Source organism: Brevibacillus sp. FSL K6-0770, from assembly GCF_038000275.1.
GTDB classification, from domain to species: domain Bacteria; phylum Bacillota; class Bacilli; order Brevibacillales; family Brevibacillaceae; genus Brevibacillus; species Brevibacillus parabrevis.
This window is the reverse complement of sequence record NZ_JBBOBQ010000001.1, coordinates 2,363,763-2,380,372: the sequence shown is the minus strand read 5'-3', so window position 1 is coordinate 2,380,372 and position 16,610 is coordinate 2,363,763. Positions and strand designations below refer to the sequence as shown.

The window sequence follows — 16,610 nt, the reverse complement described above, 5'->3', positions numbered from 1 at the left end:
CTTCACCATGATGACGCTAACCGATAATACAATGGCAATATTATTATATCGCCTTGCCTATTAAGAGACAAGCATATCCAAATTTGTGACAAACAAATTCACAATTCCTTTATTTTATTGTGCCACAAATGTTTTTGCCTATCCAGATGCTCCAGCGGTCTTGTTCATAAATCGGCTGTTGTCCCGCCATTTTCGCGGAAATAGCGGAAATCAGTTGCTCCAGCTCGCCGTCTGTCAATTCATGCAACAAGGAACGGCCTCTGCGCGAGCGCAAATCGGCCTGCAAAACAGCGATGTCGTCATACACACGCCTGACCTCCCACAGCGAACGCATCTGGATTTGCTCCAGCCCTGCCTGCTGCATGGCTTGCCTTACTTGCTGTTCTTTTGGTCGCCGTTTTGCCTCCACTTCCAGCAAGCGGGGGAATTGCTCGAAAAAATAGCCGCGCAAGTGCTCAGGCGAAGCCGGAACAGCACAGTCTTCCAGCGTCCGATCTTGGATCAGGCAGATTCCGTCAGGTGCGAGGATGCGCTTCACCTCGGCGAAAAATCCGTTCAGATCGTCAAGATGGTGGATGAGCGCTCTGGCAAAAACAATATCCGCGCTTCGCTCCGGCAGTCCTGTGTGCAGGGCGTCACCATGGACAAACGAGATGCCCGGTTCGTCTGCACACTCTTTTTGCGCCGCTTCCAGCATGACCTGCGAAAAGTCGACTCCTGTGACGCTGCCTGCCCCCAGCTTTGCCCATGCCTTGCTGTAAATCCCGCCACCGCAGCCAAGATCGACCACCCGTTTTTGCAAAGGGTCGACGATGGAGAGCATCGTGCTCGCCCATGTGTCGTCTGCCGCTCTGCCTGTATAGCTTTCCTTATTTTCCTGCGCGTGGAAATCCATTTTCATGCTACTTCGCCTCCATGAACTCCAATCGGTTGCCGAATGGATCTTCGGTGAAAAAGCGGATCAGTCCAGGAATCTCGTCGTCGAGCCGGAGCGGGACGCCTGCTTTTTCCAAGTGGGCGATCAGCGCTTCAATATTTTGCACAACAAAGGCAGGATGCGCCTTTTTCGCGGGAATAAAACCTTGTTCAATCCCGAGGTGAATCAACTGCGCTCCACAGCGAAACCAGGCTCCTCCCCGCGCCCGAAGCTTTTCCGGCTTGGGCACTTCCGGCATCCCGAGCAATCCGGTGAAAAAGCGCCGCGCCTCCTCCTCGGCTCCCGGTGGCGCTGCGAGCTGAATGTGATCCAATCCTACCCATTCAAATGTTTGTGTCATGTTGTGTTCCTCCCTGTTTTTGGCACATGACCATCCATTCGTCAATCTGGTAGGTCATGACTCTTCCTTGCTCGATCTGCAATCCTACATAAGCTTGGATGTCTTTCGGGGCAGCAAGCAGCATCTGCTCCACAGCTTTTTCTTGCTCGGGCGACTCGGACGTTCTTTGCACCCACGGCAAAAAGGCAAATGGCTTTTTGCGTAGCCGTTGCTTGCACTCGACCAAATCATGCGCGCTGTGCAGCTCTCTCCACTCCGTGACAGAAAGGCAGCGAACGTGGCTCGGATCGCGTGTTTGCTCGACAAGGTTCACGAAGCTTGCCAGCTCGTTTGCTTCCGGGGAAACGTTGTCGATAAAAAGGAACCAGCCGCCCGGTCGCAGCACGCGACTGACTTCCCGGACAAAAGCGTTCGGGTCGGGGAAATGGTGAGCCGCGATCCGGCAAGTGACCAGATCGAACGACTCGTTCAGAAACGGCAGCGACTCCGCGTCAGCCTGGACGTACAAAATGTTTTTTTCCGCCTGGTTGGCTTGTGCCGCCGCTGCAAGCATAGGGCGCGTCAGATCCGTTGCCACTACTTGCGCAACGTGCGGCGCAAGCGTCCTGGCGACATGCCCGCCACCTGTGGCGATGTCGAGCACCTTCCAGCTTGTCTGCGGAGCGAGCCATTGCACCAGAAGTTGCAAGTCATCTCCTTGGGCGTGTGTCTTGCTTTCTACATACTGCTGCGCATTTTTGCCGAATTGCTCTTGTACCGCGTGTTTTACTTCATCGCTTCTATCCATCGTTCCACCTCCTGCTTGTATTCTATTCCAATCGTTGGCGGTTTTGTTATAGAATACTGATAACCAGTTATCGAGTTTTTAGATAGGAGGGGCATTCGTGGACAAAGAAAGTTTGGAAGTGTTTTTGACCATCGCCCACCACGGGTCCATCAATCGGGCTGCGCAGGCGCTGTTTCTGGCCCAATCTACTTTGACCCATCGGCTCAAGCAGTTGGAGCGGCAAATCGGCAGTCCGCTGTTTGTGCGAACCGCCTCTGGCGTAAGTCTGACCGGAGAAGGCCGCAGATTGCTGCCTGTTGCCGCCTCGATCGTCGAGCAGATGCGCTCTTTCATCGAACAAAAGGAGCAAGCCCAGTCGATGACGATCGTCGCCGGAAAAGCATTTGTCGCCTACGAGCTTCCCCGCCTGATCGGCGAATACCGCCAGGCCAATCCCGGTTTCACCTGTTACGTGCGCTCTACGCTGTATGAAGAATCACTCAGCGCCCTCTTGACCGGAACAGCCGATATCGCCTTTCTCGGCAGCGAAATGTATCACCCGCACATCCACCAGGAGTTTTTGCCCAGCGACCGGATTTTGCTCGTCATGTCGCCCGAGCATCCTTGGGCCAATCATTTTCCCGGCTTTTCCGCCTGGGGGTCGCAGGAGATGATTTTGTTCGGCAACCATACCGCCCCCTATCGCCAGCGCATCGACCATTTTCTGGCGCGCAACAGCATTTTTCCAAACGTCATCATGGAGCTGGACAGCTTCAGCGCCGTCAAAAAAATGGTCGAACGCCAGCTCGGAATCACGATGCTGCCGGAGCGAACCATTTTGCGCGAGGTAGAGGAAGGCAGACTGGTCGCCCACGATATAGCAGAAGGAACTTTGCAGCGCCCGACGCTCATCGCCTATTTGCATCAAAAAAAAGAGGACGACGCTTTTCAGCAATTCGTCCAATGGATCAAAGATGCTTATTGATGCAAAGTCAACACGGTCAGCTCGGGCCTGCACAAAAACCGGACAGGCAAAATCGTCGTGCCCAGCCCTCTGTTCACATAGACTTGCATTTCGCTTTCGCCCGCGAGATACAAGCCGTTGACGTATTTGTTCGCAAGCTTGGGCGTCAAGACATGCCCGACAAAAGGCAACCGCACCTGCCCGCCGTGGCTATGTCCAGACAATTGCAAATCAATCGGATACAACGCCGCTTCGTCCGCTACGTCCGGCTCATGGGCGAGCAAAATTACGCTGCTTCCCTCGGGAATCCCGATCAGCGCCTTTGGCAAATCCGGCACGCCATTTAGAGCATCGTCTATTCCCGCTATGTACAAGGTGTCTGCCTTTTGGCGAATAGCCACATTGCGGTTGTCCAACACTGCAAACCCGGCAGATATCCACCCTTGGCGAATCCCGTGCTGCTGCCCCGCCCGGTAATCGTGGTTGCCCAATACCGCAAACTTCCCCATCGGCGCCTGAAGCTGCGCCAGGATGGGGATAGCGGCAAAAAAGGGGCGCGTCTCTTCATCGACAATATCGCCCGTAAAGCAAATAATATCCGGCTGCTCGCGCATGATCAGGTCGACAATGCCTTGCAGTTGCTCCGGCTTGAAATAGTGTCCCAGATGCGCGTCGCTGAACTGGATCAACTTGCAGCCGCTAAAGGCGTCTGGCAGTCTGGGCAGTCGGAGTGTCATCCGCTCGATTTGCAGCCAGGTTCGCTCCCATGCATATCCGTATGTACCAGCAGCCAGACCGACTCCAATCAAGCCACCCAGCCACTTCATCGAACGCTGTAAAAAGGTCCGCCTTGAGACCGTGACAAGCTTGGGATCATTCACTAGCTTCCGTTCGCTCGTAGCCATTCACCACAACATCCAGGCGGCCTGTCGCCGGATCGATCAGCAATCCGTGGACATCGACATTGGCTGGCAGCAGCGGATGCTTTTTAATCGTCTCCACGCTGTTTCTCACGCTGTCCTCCACCCGGTCGAACCCGTGGAGCCATTTGTGCAGATTGATTCCTGCGTGTTGCAGCGTAGAGAAAGTCTGCTCAGAAACGCCTTTTTCCAGCATCTTCGCCATGGTGCGCTTGCTGTCGATGGCGCTCATCCCACAGTCGTAATGGCCGACGACGATCACTTCCTCGGCATTCAGTTCATAAATCGCCACAAGGATACTGCGCATAATACTTCCAAACGGATGCGATACGATCGCCCCCGCGCTCTTTACGTGCTTGATGTCGCCGTTGCGCATGTTCATGGCCTTCGGCAGCAACTCCTCCAGACGCGTGTCCATGCAGGAGAGAACTACCAAGCGTTTGTCGGGAAACTTGGTTGTCTGGTATTTTTCATACTCACGATTCGCTACAAAATCACGGTTAAATGCGAGAATTTCATCTAAATTGCGCATGTTGCAACACCTTCCTCGCTTTTAGTGGGTTGTATGTTTTCTATTGTACATACTTCTTCGTGTCGTTCAAGCGACTGCGGCAGTTCGCGGCGGATTATTTTCCTTTGTTCCTGTTCCGGTAGAGCTTCCAGCCTTCCACAAGGTAGGTGACGATGAGCAGTCCAAGGCCCAGCGGCCAAAAATCGGGCTTGATCATCACAACGACGCAGGACAATGCTCCTCCGCTGATCAGGGTCAATTGGCGATAGGCGGGAAATTTCACGGTAAAGATCGTGACGATCACACCGAGCAGCAGGACGATGGTAGGGAAGTAGGTTGCCATGTTTGCTCCTTTTTGGGGATACGTTTTTGGGGATGGTTTGTTTGATTCCTAGTATATATTTTACAGGATTATCCATGGTGCTGTAATTGTTTTTTGAAAAGAACAAAAACGCCGAGTTCTGGTGCGGCCAGCTTGGCGTTTATTTTTTCATGAACCATTTTACTTTTTAAATTTAGCCGGATTTTCAACGTAACTTTCAATGACATAGCCGCAGCCCGTACATATGTGATAAGTGATGAGAGAACCGAGAACAAAAAACTTGTCTACGGGGAATATTCTCGCATCCCCGGACGGTTTCCCTTTTCCGATCTCACTGCACCCGCATTTTGGGCACTGTTCTTTTGGGTTTTCCATTTGGCACCTCGCTTTGTGGCTTATTTATGTTTTTCATTTGCCCTTAATTGTCCAATCTAAAGAAGTATGCTGGATATCATGCTTAATACCTAGTCGGTTCAGTTGATCAATCACGGATGGGAGTAAAAACTTATCGTTTATCTTGCATTCCCCTACCGTTTTCACTTTGAAAATGGCCTCTTCTACAGAATTGACATACATAGATACTCTCTTCCTTTTCTATTGAAAATTTGTTTTTATTTGATTCCGAAATGCTCATTTATTTTTTGAAGATACTCATCATCCAATAACTCTATTTCCACTTTGACAATTCGTTTTCCCCAACCGTTAATATTCTTATTCAACTGTTTCATGTCTTTTGCTAAAAACTCGATTTTTTTTAATAAGCGTCTCAGCCTCTTCTGTCATTAACCGATATTTTCCACCCAGCTTTTCTGACTCAATTCCATCGTCTTTTAACAGTCTATAAATTTTTTCTTGTGCCTGGCCCCAATAATCAACACCAAGAATTGACCCTGTTCCTTTCCATTCACTCTCAATGTAACGCGGATCGATAATAACCAATTGACCTGAGTCTACTCCTACTTGACCTAGTAATTTGCGCTCCATTTGCTGGGCTCCTCATTTTCAAATTGAATCAAGTCATCGTTTTATCTTGCTCTTTGCTTGCGCGAGTATTGAGTGAGTCAGGCAAGTTAAATAATCTGAGAACTCTTTGGATTAACTACCCCTTCTCATCATACCAAAGATTTCCACAACCTTCGACTTGTTGAAGAATTACAAAGTGGCCAAATATGATTTTCGTCCGATCCATACAAAAAGACACTAGCTGGTGTGTGCTAGTGTCCTTTTTGTATTTTACATTTCGTTCAAATGAGCCGATGGACTACATCTGAAAAATTCGTTGATTACATCTACCTAATCGAGAAGGTGGGATAATATCCATGTGACTCAAACCCGCGATATTTCTATCCCTAGCTAATCTTCGCCTCAATCCTTAACTTATCCGCGACCATCGCAATAAACTCGCTGTTGGTCGGCTTCGCCTTCGTGTTCGAAATCGTGTATCCAAACAGGCTGGAAATGGAATCGAGATTCCCGCGGGACCAGGCGACTTCGATTGCGTGGCGGATGGCGCGTTCTACGCGGCTTGCCGTTGTGTTGAATTTTTTGGCGATGTCCGGGTACAGGACTTTTGTGATCGAACCGAGCAGCTCGACATCGTTGTACACCATCGTGATCGCTTCGCGCAAATACAAATAGCCTTTGATGTGTGCGGGCACTCCGATTTCGTGGATGATGCTCGTAATGCTGGCGTCCAGATTGCGGCCCCGCACTTGCAGGGTGGACTGTGGCTTCACCGATGTGACGAAGGAGGAGGCTGGCTTCGTTGTGATGATCTGGCGAATGCGCTGCGCAAGAACCTCCATGTCAAACGGCTTGAGGATGTAGTAGGCAGCTCCCAGTTCAACCGCTTTTTTCGTAATCTCTTCCTGTCCGAATGCTGTCAGCATAATAATTTTGGGCTGCGGGCTTAACCGCATGGCTTGGATTTGCTCCAGGACGGCGAGGCCATCCAAGTGGGGCATGATAATGTCCAAAATCAGTACATCCGGTACTCGCTCCTGCAGCAAACGCACAACTTCATTCCCGTTGTACGCGACGCCAATGACATTCATGTCATACTGGCTGCTGATATACTCTTCTAACAGGCTTACAAATTCTCGGTTATCATCTGCCAACAACACTTCAATCTTGCTCAAGGTCGTTCCTCCTAACAATGGACGGTCTTTTGGAAAGAAGGTGGCGTTCTAGAGGTTTTCATTTCTACAAACGATAAGTCCATACCATCTTTTTCTCTGAGAAAAATAATTCGACAAAGGCATATTCATTCCTGCCTATGACGAAAGATTGAATGATTTTACTGATATTTCGACAAAGAATACCTTCCTTTTTCCTTCATTCGTCAAGAGCCTCCACGACTTTACCATGCAAGCTGGCTTTGTTCCAGTGGAAGGTTATACATGTCGAGCAGAGAGACTTGACAGCATGAAATTAGCCGCCTCGCTTGATTGGCGTGACGGCTCGTCTCTTCGTATTCTCAGGCAGCCTGCCCGGTTTTGGCGTTCGATTGCGGCGCATTGCGCACCTGCACACCTGCGTCCTGCAGCATCCACTCAATGTAGCAGCCGTAGCCGGATGTCGGGTCGTTGACGAAGACGTGCGTGACCGCTCCGACGATTTTTCCATTTTGAATGATCGGGCTGCCGCTCATCCCTTGGACAATGCCACCCGTTTTTTCCAGCAGGCGTTTGTCCGTTACCTTGATGATCATGCCTTTTGTCGCCGGAAAATGCTGCTTGATGACGTTGGCGATCTCGATATCGAACTCCTCCACCTTCTGCCCTTCGACGACGGTGAGGATTTTCGCCGGGCCTTCCACGACTTGCTCGGCAAGCGCTACCGGGAGCGGCTCGCGGTAATAGCTGCGCTTCGGTTCGTCCTTCATTTTGCCGAAAATGCCAAACGGTGTATTTTTGGTGATGTTCCCCAGCACTTCGCTTTCGTTGTAAAAGCGGGCGAATTTCTCTCCGGGATTGCCGCTCTGCCCTTTTTCGATGGACGTCACGCTTGCCTGCACGATTTGCCCATCCCCGACTACGATAGCCTGGCCTGTATCGACGTCGGAAATGACGTGCCCCAGTGCTCCGTACGCTTTGGAGTTGGGATCGTAGAAGGTCAGGGTGCCTACCCCGGCAGCCGAATCGCGAATGTACAGTCCCATCCGGTACTCCCCGTCTTTTTGGTCTTTTGCCGGTTGGAGCGTCAGATTCAGCTTTTCTTTTCCGCGCACGACCAAAAGCTGTACCGTGCTATTCTTTTTTCCGGCTTCGTTGATCAGCTTTTTGACTTCATTCATGTCATTGATGTACAGATCATTCATTTTGACAATCATGTCGCCGACGTGAATACCTGCCTGCTCGCCAGGGGAAGACTTGCTTTTGCCATTGTCCACGAGATGATGACCGACAACCAACACCCCCGCCGTTTGCAGCTTGACCCCGATCGACTGTCCACCAGGGTACAGACGCAAATCCGGCAGCACATTTACTTTGACAGCTGTCAGCGGAATGTTTCGCCATTTTACTTGCAATTGTGCTTCCCCAGCTCTGCGCGGCTCTACGGACATAGGCTGGCTCAGATCAACGGATACTTCGCGCGCTTCCGTCCCGTTGACGTGCAAAATGTCGGGATTGCTGTTGATTAGCGTGCCCATCACCGGCACGGAGACCTTGAGTTCTTCCAGAGACCCTTCCATCAAGCGCAATTCGCGGGGAAAGGAGGACAGATCGCGAAACGGGGTGGAACTCACGACAAGCGCCGTGATGAGGAGAAGGAGACTTCCCATCCATTTTCTTTTGTTTTGTCGGATCACCAGCAATCACTCCTACCGTTCCCTACCTACACCTACAAAGAGACACCTCCACCTTGTGTACCTTTAATGTTGCCCCCAGCCAAGCGGATTATGTCAGGAAATTGACTCATGTTTGTTAGCCAACTGCAATCTTTTTGCCCATAAAAAAGACTGCCAACCAAAGCTTAGTTGACAGCCTTTCTTTCCCGCCCGAGCAAAATCATTTCCCGCGCGTGCTCTTCTGTTTTTGCCGTTACTTCTGCCCCGCTCAGCATGCGGGCAAGCTCTGTCACCGTCTCTTCTTCCGACAGCTTCGTCACGATCGTTTTCGTCTCGTTTTCGCTCATTTCCTTTTTGATCAGAAAATGGGCATCTGCCATGGAAGCTACTTGCGGCAAATGCGTAATGCACAGCACTTGCCGTTTTTGCGCCACGCGAGCGAGCTTTTCCGCAATCGCTTGGGCCGCTCTGCCGCTGACTCCCGTGTCTACCTCGTCAAAAATCAGCGTCTCGACCTGATCGGTTCCAGCCAGGATCGTCTTGATCGCCAGCATGACGCGGGACAGCTCCCCGCCAGAAGCGATTTTCGCTAACGGCCGCAGCGGTTCCCCCGGGTTTGGCGAAATCAAAAACTCGATCTGATCCATGCCATTCGCATCCACGAGCCGCTTGATGCCTTCGATTTCAACGCCTTCTTCATCAGGGGTTTGTCTGACGTCGATGGCAAAACGCGCCCGTTCCATATGCAGCTCTTTCAGCTGCTGCTCGATTTCCTGCGCGAGCTTCGTGGCGCATTCCTGACGAATGACGGACAGCTCCAGCGCCTCGACAGCCAAATCAGCCGCCAGCTCCTGCAGCCGTTTTTCCACCTGTTGCAACCGATCCTCGTAGTGATGCATTTCGTCCAGCTCGTCGGAGATGGTCGCTGCATACTCCAAAATGTCATCCACGCTTTTTCCGTACTTGCGCTTCAAGGACTGAATCTGGTCGAGCCTGCGCTCCACCTCTGCCAGCTGCTCCGGTTCAAAGTCCAGATGGTACGAAAGCTGGCGCAGCTTGTGCACCACGTCCTCAATCTGGTAATACGCAGACTGCACCGTCTCCAAAATCGGCGCAAGCTGCTCCTCGTAGATCACGCCGCGCTCCAGCTCTCCCATGGCGTGACCGAGCCAATCCATGCCCTTCTGATCGCCGTGCAGCGAGCGGTAGGCGTCCTGGACGGTCGCGTAAACCTTCTCAATGTTCATCCACTTTTTGCGCTGCTGCAGCAGCTTCTCGTCCTCACCCGGAGTAAGCGAAGCGCTTTCGATTTCGTCAAGCTGGTATTGCAAAAGGTCTATGCGCTGTACCAGCTCGCGTTCGTTGCGGGCCATCCGTTCGAGATCCTGTCGCGTTTTCCGGTAGGAGGAGTACAGTTTGCCGTATTCCTGCTTCGCCGCTCCCAAAGCAACTTCGCCGTACGCATCCAGCCAGTTGATATGCTTGTCCGCCTGCATCAGCATGTGCGTGTCGTGCTGGCCGTGAACCGTGACCAGCCAAGGTCCAAGCTCGCGCAGCATGGCAAGCGTCACCAGCTGGCCGTTCAGACGAATAATGCTTTTTCCCTGGTTGGAAATGTCCCGGCGGACGACGAGCATGCCGTCTTGCTCCACTTGCACACCTACGCTGGCGCACACCGCAAGCGCAGGATGGCCCGCAGGCAGTTCAAACAGCCCTTCCACCTCTGCGCGCAGCTCGCCGTAGCGCACAAAATCTGCGGACGCACGGCCACCGAGCAGCAGTCCGAGCGCGTCGATGATGATCGATTTTCCGGCGCCGGTTTCCCCTGTCAGGATGTTCAACCCGCGTTGAAACGAGACCGTAACCGATTTAATGATGGCAAAATTTCGGATAGAGAGTTCCACTAGCATCTGTTGCGACCACCTTCTACAGCATTTCCATGAAACGCTTTGTGACTTCCGCTGTATTTTCCTTGGAACGGCAAATGATCAAAATGGTATTGTCTCCACTGATCGTTCCCATGATCTCGTCCCACGGCAGGTTGTCGATCAGCTCGGCTACCGCATTTGCATGACCGGAAAGGGTTTTCAGCACGATAAAATGGTCTGCCTGGTCAATGCTGACGAAGGAGTCGACCATCATCCGTTTGAGCTTTTGCATCGGGTTAAACTTTTGTTCAGCAGGCATGGAATATTTATATCGCCCATCAGGGAGTGGCACCTTCACGAGATGCAATTCCTTGATGTCTCGGGATACGGTCGCCTGCGTGACGTTGAATCCAGCAGCGCGCAGACGCTCCACCAGTTCGTCTTGAGTTTCTACCTCTTGGTTACTGATGATATCCCGAATACGGATATGTCGTTGCCCCTTGTTCATATGGATTACTCCCATTCACCTTGTAGTTTCGTGCGTATTGCTTCAAAAAAGCCGCCCTTTTTCCACTTGATCAGCGGTGTGACGTACGGAGACTTTTTAATGTAAATATGATCGCCGCCCTCCAGCCGATAGCCGAACTGTCCGTCAATCGACAGCCCCATCTCCTGATGGATGGCGTCGACTTCCACGCGAATCGTCTGGTTGCCAGACAGCACCATTGGCCGCGCTGTCAGCGAATGCGGCGCTACCGGAGTCAATAATAGCATATCCACATTCGGGGCGACGATAGGCCCGCCAGCCGACAAGGAATACGCTGTCGACCCTGTCGGAGTCGACACGATGACACCATCGCCGCTGAAAGTCGCGACATATTCGTCATCCAAGTAAACAGCACATTGAATGATGCGGCAAAAAGACCCTTTGGCGATCCCGATATCATTCATCGCTGTGTATGTCCCAAGCGTGCTGCCTTTGCGGACGAGAGCTGCTTCCAGCATGGCCCGTTCCTCAATGTCGTACTTGCCTGAAAGCAAATTGTCGACGGCAAGCGGCAAGTGCTCCGGCTCTGCTTCTGACAAAAAGCCCAATGTACCGAGATTGATCCCGAAAATGGGGATCGATCTCCCGGCGAGCTTGCGTGCGATGCCGAGAAGCGTTCCGTCACCGCCAAGCACACAGACCAGGTCGGCTTGATTACCGATGTCATCGATCGCAGCGCCCAATTCCGCGCGCCCTAAATCAGATGCAATCGTCTCGTCCAGCAATACATTCGCTCCCCTGACCTCCAGGAGGTAGACAAGCTCCCGCGCCACAATTCTGGCCTCGGGCTTTCCTTTGTTTGCAATAATTCCTATCTTCTTCACATGGTCCACCCCAAACTGGTTGGTTGGAAATCCTTATACAAGTATACAACTTTTCATGCATAAATAAAAAGCCTCGTTTGCAACAAAACTCCCGAGGCTTTTGTTTTTTGTCCCTATTTTAATTTGGCATGAGCCTGCGCGACCACATCGCTGACGAGCTTCAGCCATTCTTCGGCGTTCATACCGCCAGCACTTTTGGTCACATGCATAACAAATTCAATATTGCCCTCTCCCCCTGTGATCGGAGAAAAGTCCAGCCCTTTCAGCGCAAATCCGAGGCCGCTGGCGAACTGGCCGATGTCTGTCAGCACCGCTTCATGCACTTGCGGTTCGCGGACGATGCCGTTTTTCCCGACCTTGTCCTTGCCCGCTTCAAACTGCGGCTTGACCAGCGCGACGACATCGCCATCCTGCTTCAAAAAACGGTACAAGACAGGCAAAATCAGCCGGAGCGAAATAAACGACACGTCAATCGAAGCGGCATCCGGACGTTCCTGTTCGAAAGCGTCCGGGTCCATATGGCGGAAATTGGTCCGCTCCATGACGACAACCCGCTCATCCTGGCGCAACGTCCAGGCGAGCTGTCCGTAGCCGACATCGATTGCATAGACGAGGCGTGCGCCATTTTGCAAGGCACAGTCCGTAAACCCGCCTGTGGAAGCGCCGATGTCCATCATGACTTTGTCCGTCATGTCGATGCCAAATACTTTTAATGCCTTCTCCAGCTTCAGTCCGCCGCGACTGACGTACGGATGAACCTCGCCTTTGACCGTGATGGCGACATCCTCGGTGAATTTCGTGCCGGGCTTGTCACATCGCTCCCCGGCCACTTGAACCAGTCCCGCCATCACGGCTGCTTTTGCTTTTTCCCGAGTCTCGTAATGACCCCGTTCGACGAGCAAAACGTCGATTCGTTCTTTTCTCACGCTCATGCTTCCAGTACACCCTTCGATATCGGCATCAAGGCGCGTACACGGGAAGCGATGTTCTCCGCTGTCAGCCCAACCTCTTGACGCTGTTCTTTTACACTGCCGTGTTCTACAAAATAATCAGGGACAGCTACGATCTGCACATTCATGCCATAGTAGCCCGCCCGATTGTAACATTCGATAACCGCGCTGCCGAATCCGCCCATCTCCGAACCTTCCTCCACAGTCACGATGTCGTAGCCTTCCTTCGCCAGCCTGAACAGCAACTCCTCATCCAGCGGCTTGCAAAAGCGGGCGTTTACCAGCATCGGTCTGATTCCTTCCGCATTCAGCTGGTTGACCGCCTGCTCCGCGATCTCAAATACATGGCCAAAGGACAAAATCGCTACCTTTTTCCCTTCGCGGACGATTTCTGCCTTCCCGATCGGCACAGCTTGCAACTCTTTATCGAGCGTCACGCCGCGAGCCGGCAGACGCGGATAACGGTACGAAATCGGCCCGTCGTACTCCATCGCTGTTTTCATCATGTGGCGCAGCTCGTTCTCGTCTTTTGGTGCCATGATGACCATGTTCGGAATGATACGCATGAAGGCAATGTCGTACATCCCTTGATGCGTCTCCCCGTCTGCACCGACGAGTCCTGCGCGGTCGACGGCAAACACCACGTTCAGCTTTTGCCGGGCAACGTCGTGAATCAGTTGGTCGTACGCTCTTTGCAAAAAGGTCGAGTAGATCGCAAGCACTGGCTTCAAGCCTTGTGTCGCAAGGCCAGCCGCAAAGGTACAAGCATGCTGCTCCGCGATCCCTACGTCAAACAGGCGATCCGGGTATTTTTGTCCGAACGGAATCAGGCCGGAGCCTGCTGGCATGGCAGGAGTGACCGCCACCAGCGACTTGTACTCGGCAGCAAGCTCAATCATCGTATCGGCAAACACCGAGGTGTACGTCGGAGCGGATTTTGGCGTGTCTCCAGACTCGATCTTGTACGTGCCGATGCCGTGCCACTTCACGGAATCCGCTTCGGCTGGCGCGTAGCCTTTGCCTTTTTTCGTGATCGCGTGGATCAGTACCGGCCCTTTGGTCTGCTTCGCCGTTTTCAGCGTATCGACCAAAAGATCCAAGTTGTGACCGTCGATCGGACCGATGTATGTGAAGCCAAGCTCCTCGAATAGAACGCCGGACACGAGCAAATACTTCATGCTGTCTTTGAAGCGCTCGGCAATCGATGCCAGTTTGCCGCCAACAGCCGGGATGGACTTCAGCAGCCCTTCAACCTCGTCCTTCGCCCACTGGTAGTTTTCCGTGGAGCGAATTTTGCCCAGGTAGTTGTGCAGCGCGCCTACGTTCGGAGCAATCGACATTTCGTTGTCGTTCAGCACGACGATGACATTTTTGCGTTCGTGACCGATATGATTCAACGCTTCCAGCGCCATTCCACCCGTCAACGCACCGTCGCCGATAACCGCCACGACATGGTTTTTTTCTTTTTTCAAATCGCGGGCCGTTGCCATCCCCATCGCTGCCGACAAGGAGGTGCTGCTGTGTCCGGTTTCCCAGACGTCATGCGGGCTTTCGATCATTTTCGGGAAGCCGCACAGCCCTTTGTACTGGCGCAAAGTCGGAAACATCTCCCGGCGGCCAGTCAACATTTTATGTACGTATGCCTGATGCCCGACATCCCAAATCAGCTTGTCCTTGGGACTGTTGAACACGTAGTGCAAAGCAAGCGTCAGCTCCACTACTCCGAGGTTGGGCGCAAGGTGGCCGCCTGTCTGGGAGAGCGTCTCGACGAGAAATTGCCTGATTTCGGATGCCAGCGTATGTAACTGCTGCGAAGTGCACTTTTTCAGGTCTTGAGGATCATTTATGGTAGTAAGCAGCATTGGTATTCCTCACTTTCCACTGTTCGTTCTCCGGCGATTGTGCATGCTGCATTTCAATCCACCCCATGGAAAACTAGGCTTCTTCGGTGTTGCCCGAAGCCTAAACTCCGCTGAAATTCAACTTGATTCATTATAACGGTTTCTTCATAAAAACACCACTTTTGATCAGCAAGCGTAATCTTGCACACAATTTCCTGCTACATTCTGGTAAAATAAAATGGATCATTCAAATTCAAGAAATCGAGGTGGCCCCCCGTGAAGTTCTCGCAAATACCGTACACACGCGTCGACATGGCAAATGTCGAAGAACGATTTTCCAGACTGTTGGAAGCGTTTCAACAAGCGGCCAGCTTTGAAGAGCAAGACAAGGTAATGGGACAGTTGAACGAGCTGCGGCAAGAGGTGGAATCTGCGCGAGAAGTGGCGCAAATTCGCCATACGATCAATACGGAGGACCCTTTTTACAAAGAAGAGCAAGACTATTGGGATGAAGCAGGCCCTGTGTATCAAGGGATCATTTCACGTTACTACGCCGCCATCACCCAGTCCGCTTTCCGCTCCGAGCTGGAACAAAAATGGGGCGCCCAGCTTTTCCGCATTGCCGAGACAACTCTGCGCACCTTCTCTCCTGAAGTTGTTGCCGATTTGCAGGAAGAGAACCGTCTGGCGAGCCAGTACGTTGCCCTGATCGCCTCGGCGAAAATCATGTTTGAAGGCGAAGAGCGCACGCTTCCGCAGCTGCTTCCGTTCCAGACGTCCACGGACAGAAACATGCGCAAGAAAGCAAACGAAGCGAAGTACGAGTTTCTGAGCAAGCATACCGAAGAACTGGACCGCATCTACGACAATCTGGTAAAAGTTCGCGACCGGATCGCCAAAAAGCTCGGTTTCACCACCTTTGTGGAACTGGCTTATGCGCGTTTGAACCGGACGGACTACAACGCCGAAATGGTGGCCAACTTCCGCCGTCAAGTGGAGGAACAAATCGTGCCAGTAGCCGCTCGGCTGGTCGAACGTCAACGCGAACGGATTGGCGTCGATGTTATGAAGTATTACGATCTGGCCTTCGACTTCGCTACGGGCAATCCGACGCCAAAAGGCTCCCCGGACTGGATCGTGGAAAACGGGAAAAAGATGTACGAACAGCTGTCTCCGGAAACGGATGCTTTCTACAACTTCATGCTGGAAAATGAATGTCTGGACTTGCTCAGCAAAAAGGGCAAAGCGACAGGCGGATATTGCACCTACATGAGCAAGTACAAGCTGCCGTACATATTCGCCAATTTCAATGGCACCTCCGGCGATATCGACGTGCTGACCCACGAAGCGGGCCACGCCTTCCAGGTGTACGTCAGCCGCGGTTACGAAGTACCGGAGTACCACTTCCCGACGTATGAAGCGTGCGAAATTCATTCGATGAGCATGGAGTTTTTGACCTGGCCTTGGATGGAGCTGTTCTTCGAGGACGATACCGCCAAATACAAGTTCTCGCATCTGAGCGGCTCGCTGCTGTTCATTCCGTATGGCGTCGCGGTCGACGAATACCAGCATGCCGTCTACGAAAAGCCGGAGATGACTCCAGCGGAGCGCAAACGCACCTGGCGCGAAATCGAGCGCAAATACTTGCCGTACCGCAATTACGACGAGAACGAGTTTTTGGAGGAAGGCGGCTTCTGGCAACAGCAAGGACACATTTTCCGCGATCCGTTCTACTACATCGATTACACATTGGCGCAAATTTGTGCCTTCCAGTTCTGGAAACGGGCACAGGAAAACCCGGAACAAGCTTGGTCCGATTACTTGACGCTGTGCAAAGAGGGCGGCAGCAAATCGTTCACGGAACTGGTGAAGGTTGCGAAGCTGTACTCGCCGTTTGAAGACGGTTGCATTCAGTCGGTCATCGGTGAAATCGAGACGTGGTTGAACGGTATAGACGACAAGCAATTGTAATCGCAAGAAAACAGAACGGTCATGGCCGCTTTATTTACCGCAAGCGCTCACAGCCAATT

At 52.3% G+C, this 16,610-nt stretch carries 16 protein-coding genes; 2 read left to right on the top strand and 14 right to left on the bottom strand.

Translation table 11 applies throughout. The features are described 5' to 3' along the window. Window positions 1-109: 109 nt before the first annotated feature. Genes NST23_RS11665 through NST23_RS11655 form a run of 3 tightly spaced genes read right to left on the bottom strand, consistent with a single transcriptional unit; the run spans window position 110 to window position 2,064 of the window. On the bottom strand, window positions 110-901 hold the full coding sequence (locus NST23_RS11665; protein ID WP_173595776.1) for a class I SAM-dependent methyltransferase: 792 nt from the start codon (window positions 899-901) through the stop codon (window positions 110-112). 1 nt (window position 902) lies between these two features. After that, complete coding sequence (locus NST23_RS11660; protein ID WP_122965860.1) at window positions 903-1,277, bottom strand: VOC family protein; 375 nt, start codon at window positions 1,275-1,277, stop codon at window positions 903-905. Further along, complete coding sequence (locus NST23_RS11655) at window positions 1,261-2,064, bottom strand: class I SAM-dependent methyltransferase (RefSeq protein WP_173599150.1); 804 nt, start codon at window positions 2,062-2,064, stop codon at window positions 1,261-1,263. Before NST23_RS11655 ends, NST23_RS11660 begins: the two co-directional genes overlap by 17 nt. Window positions 2,065-2,161: 97 nt before the next feature. Between NST23_RS11655 and NST23_RS11650 the strand changes: the two genes are divergently transcribed. Then, on the top strand, window positions 2,162-3,028 hold the full coding sequence (locus NST23_RS11650; protein WP_340963705.1) for a LysR family transcriptional regulator: 867 nt from the start codon (window positions 2,162-2,164) through the stop codon (window positions 3,026-3,028). Here the strand turns inward: NST23_RS11650 and NST23_RS11645 are convergent. The 11 genes from NST23_RS11645 to dxs form a co-directional block, all read right to left on the bottom strand. Continuing rightward, entirely contained in the window at window positions 3,022-3,912 is an 891-nt protein-coding gene (locus NST23_RS11645) for a metallophosphoesterase (protein WP_122965857.1), read from the bottom strand. The genes NST23_RS11650 and NST23_RS11645 overlap by 7 nt on opposite strands. Then, a complete protein-coding gene (locus NST23_RS11640; protein WP_122965856.1) occupies window positions 3,881-4,459 on the bottom strand; it encodes a beta-class carbonic anhydrase in 579 nt (192 codons plus the stop codon). Before NST23_RS11640 ends, NST23_RS11645 begins: the two co-directional genes overlap by 32 nt. A gap of 94 nt (window positions 4,460-4,553) precedes the next feature. After that, complete coding sequence (locus NST23_RS11635; RefSeq protein ID WP_122965855.1) at window positions 4,554-4,781, bottom strand: hypothetical protein; 228 nt, start codon at window positions 4,779-4,781, stop codon at window positions 4,554-4,556. 690 nt (window positions 4,782-5,471) lie between these two features. After that, a complete protein-coding gene (locus tag NST23_RS11630; RefSeq protein WP_340963703.1) occupies window positions 5,472-5,744 on the bottom strand; it encodes a hypothetical protein in 273 nt (90 codons plus the stop codon). Between the two features lie 365 nt (window positions 5,745-6,109). Next, window positions 6,110-6,898 carry a sporulation transcription factor Spo0A gene (gene spo0A, locus NST23_RS11625; RefSeq protein WP_005827306.1) on the bottom strand — a complete coding sequence of 263 codons (789 nt, stop codon included), beginning with the start codon at window positions 6,896-6,898 and terminating at the stop codon, window positions 6,110-6,112. Between the two features lie 338 nt (window positions 6,899-7,236). Then, entirely contained in the window at window positions 7,237-8,571 is a 1,335-nt protein-coding gene (gene spoIVB / locus NST23_RS11620; RefSeq protein WP_063226844.1) for a SpoIVB peptidase, read from the bottom strand. Window positions 8,572-8,735: 164 nt separating this feature from the next. After that, window positions 8,736-10,460: a DNA repair protein RecN gene (gene recN, locus NST23_RS11615; RefSeq protein WP_242771795.1), complete on the bottom strand. Its 1,725-nt coding sequence runs from the start codon at window positions 10,458-10,460 to the stop codon at window positions 8,736-8,738. A 16-nt stretch (window positions 10,461-10,476) separates the two neighbouring features. After that, window positions 10,477-10,926 (bottom strand): transcriptional regulator AhrC/ArgR, encoded by a 450-nt coding sequence (gene ahrC / locus NST23_RS11610; protein ID WP_122965851.1) that lies wholly within the window; start codon window positions 10,924-10,926, stop codon window positions 10,477-10,479. 5 nt (window positions 10,927-10,931) lie between these two features. After that, window positions 10,932-11,789 carry an NAD(+)/NADH kinase gene (locus NST23_RS11605; RefSeq protein ID WP_122965850.1) on the bottom strand — a complete coding sequence of 286 codons (858 nt, stop codon included), beginning with the start codon at window positions 11,787-11,789 and terminating at the stop codon, window positions 10,932-10,934. Window positions 11,790-11,902: 113 nt separating this feature from the next. Next, on the bottom strand, window positions 11,903-12,721 hold the full coding sequence (locus NST23_RS11600) for a TlyA family rRNA (cytidine-2'-O)-methyltransferase (RefSeq protein ID WP_122965849.1): 819 nt from the start codon (window positions 12,719-12,721) through the stop codon (window positions 11,903-11,905). After that, on the bottom strand, window positions 12,718-14,601 hold the full coding sequence (dxs, locus tag NST23_RS11595; protein ID WP_340963700.1) for a 1-deoxy-D-xylulose-5-phosphate synthase: 1,884 nt from the start codon (window positions 14,599-14,601) through the stop codon (window positions 12,718-12,720). The genes NST23_RS11600 and dxs overlap by 4 nt, the downstream gene beginning before the upstream one ends. Before the next feature lie 255 nt (window positions 14,602-14,856). On the opposite strand from dxs, the gene NST23_RS11590 reads away from it, so the two are divergent. Further along, window positions 14,857-16,551, top strand: coding sequence for a M3 family oligoendopeptidase (locus tag NST23_RS11590; protein ID WP_122965847.1), 1,695 nt, complete (start codon window positions 14,857-14,859; stop codon window positions 16,549-16,551). Window positions 16,552-16,610: the final 59 nt, after the last annotated feature.

Coding starts and splice junctions, on each gene's coding strand:
- NST23_RS11665 (WP_173595776.1), bottom strand. CDS start 901: ATGAAAATGGATTTCCACGCGCAGGAAAATAAGGAAAGCTATACAGGC.
- NST23_RS11660 (WP_122965860.1), bottom strand. CDS start 1,277: ATGACACAAACATTTGAATGGGTAGGATTGGATCACATTCAGCTCGCA.
- NST23_RS11655 (WP_173599150.1), bottom strand. CDS start 2,064: ATGGATAGAAGCGATGAAGTAAAACACGCGGTACAAGAGCAATTCGGC.
- NST23_RS11645 (WP_122965857.1), bottom strand. CDS start 3,912: ATGGCTACGAGCGAACGGAAGCTAGTGAATGATCCCAAGCTTGTCACG.
- NST23_RS11640 (WP_122965856.1), bottom strand. CDS start 4,459: ATGCGCAATTTAGATGAAATTCTCGCATTTAACCGTGATTTTGTAGCG.
- NST23_RS11635 (WP_122965855.1), bottom strand. CDS start 4,781: ATGGCAACCTACTTCCCTACCATCGTCCTGCTGCTCGGTGTGATCGTC.
- NST23_RS11630 (WP_340963703.1), bottom strand. CDS start 5,744: ATGGAGCGCAAATTACTAGGTCAAGTAGGAGTAGACTCAGGTCAATTG.
- recN (WP_242771795.1), bottom strand. CDS start 10,460: ATGCTAGTGGAACTCTCTATCCGAAATTTTGCCATCATTAAATCGGTT.
- ahrC (WP_122965851.1), bottom strand. CDS start 10,926: ATGAACAAGGGGCAACGACATATCCGTATTCGGGATATCATCAGTAAC.
- NST23_RS11600 (WP_122965849.1), bottom strand. CDS start 12,721: ATGAGCGTGAGAAAAGAACGAATCGACGTTTTGCTCGTCGAACGGGGT.
- dxs (WP_340963700.1), bottom strand. CDS start 14,601: ATGCTGCTTACTACCATAAATGATCCTCAAGACCTGAAAAAGTGCACT.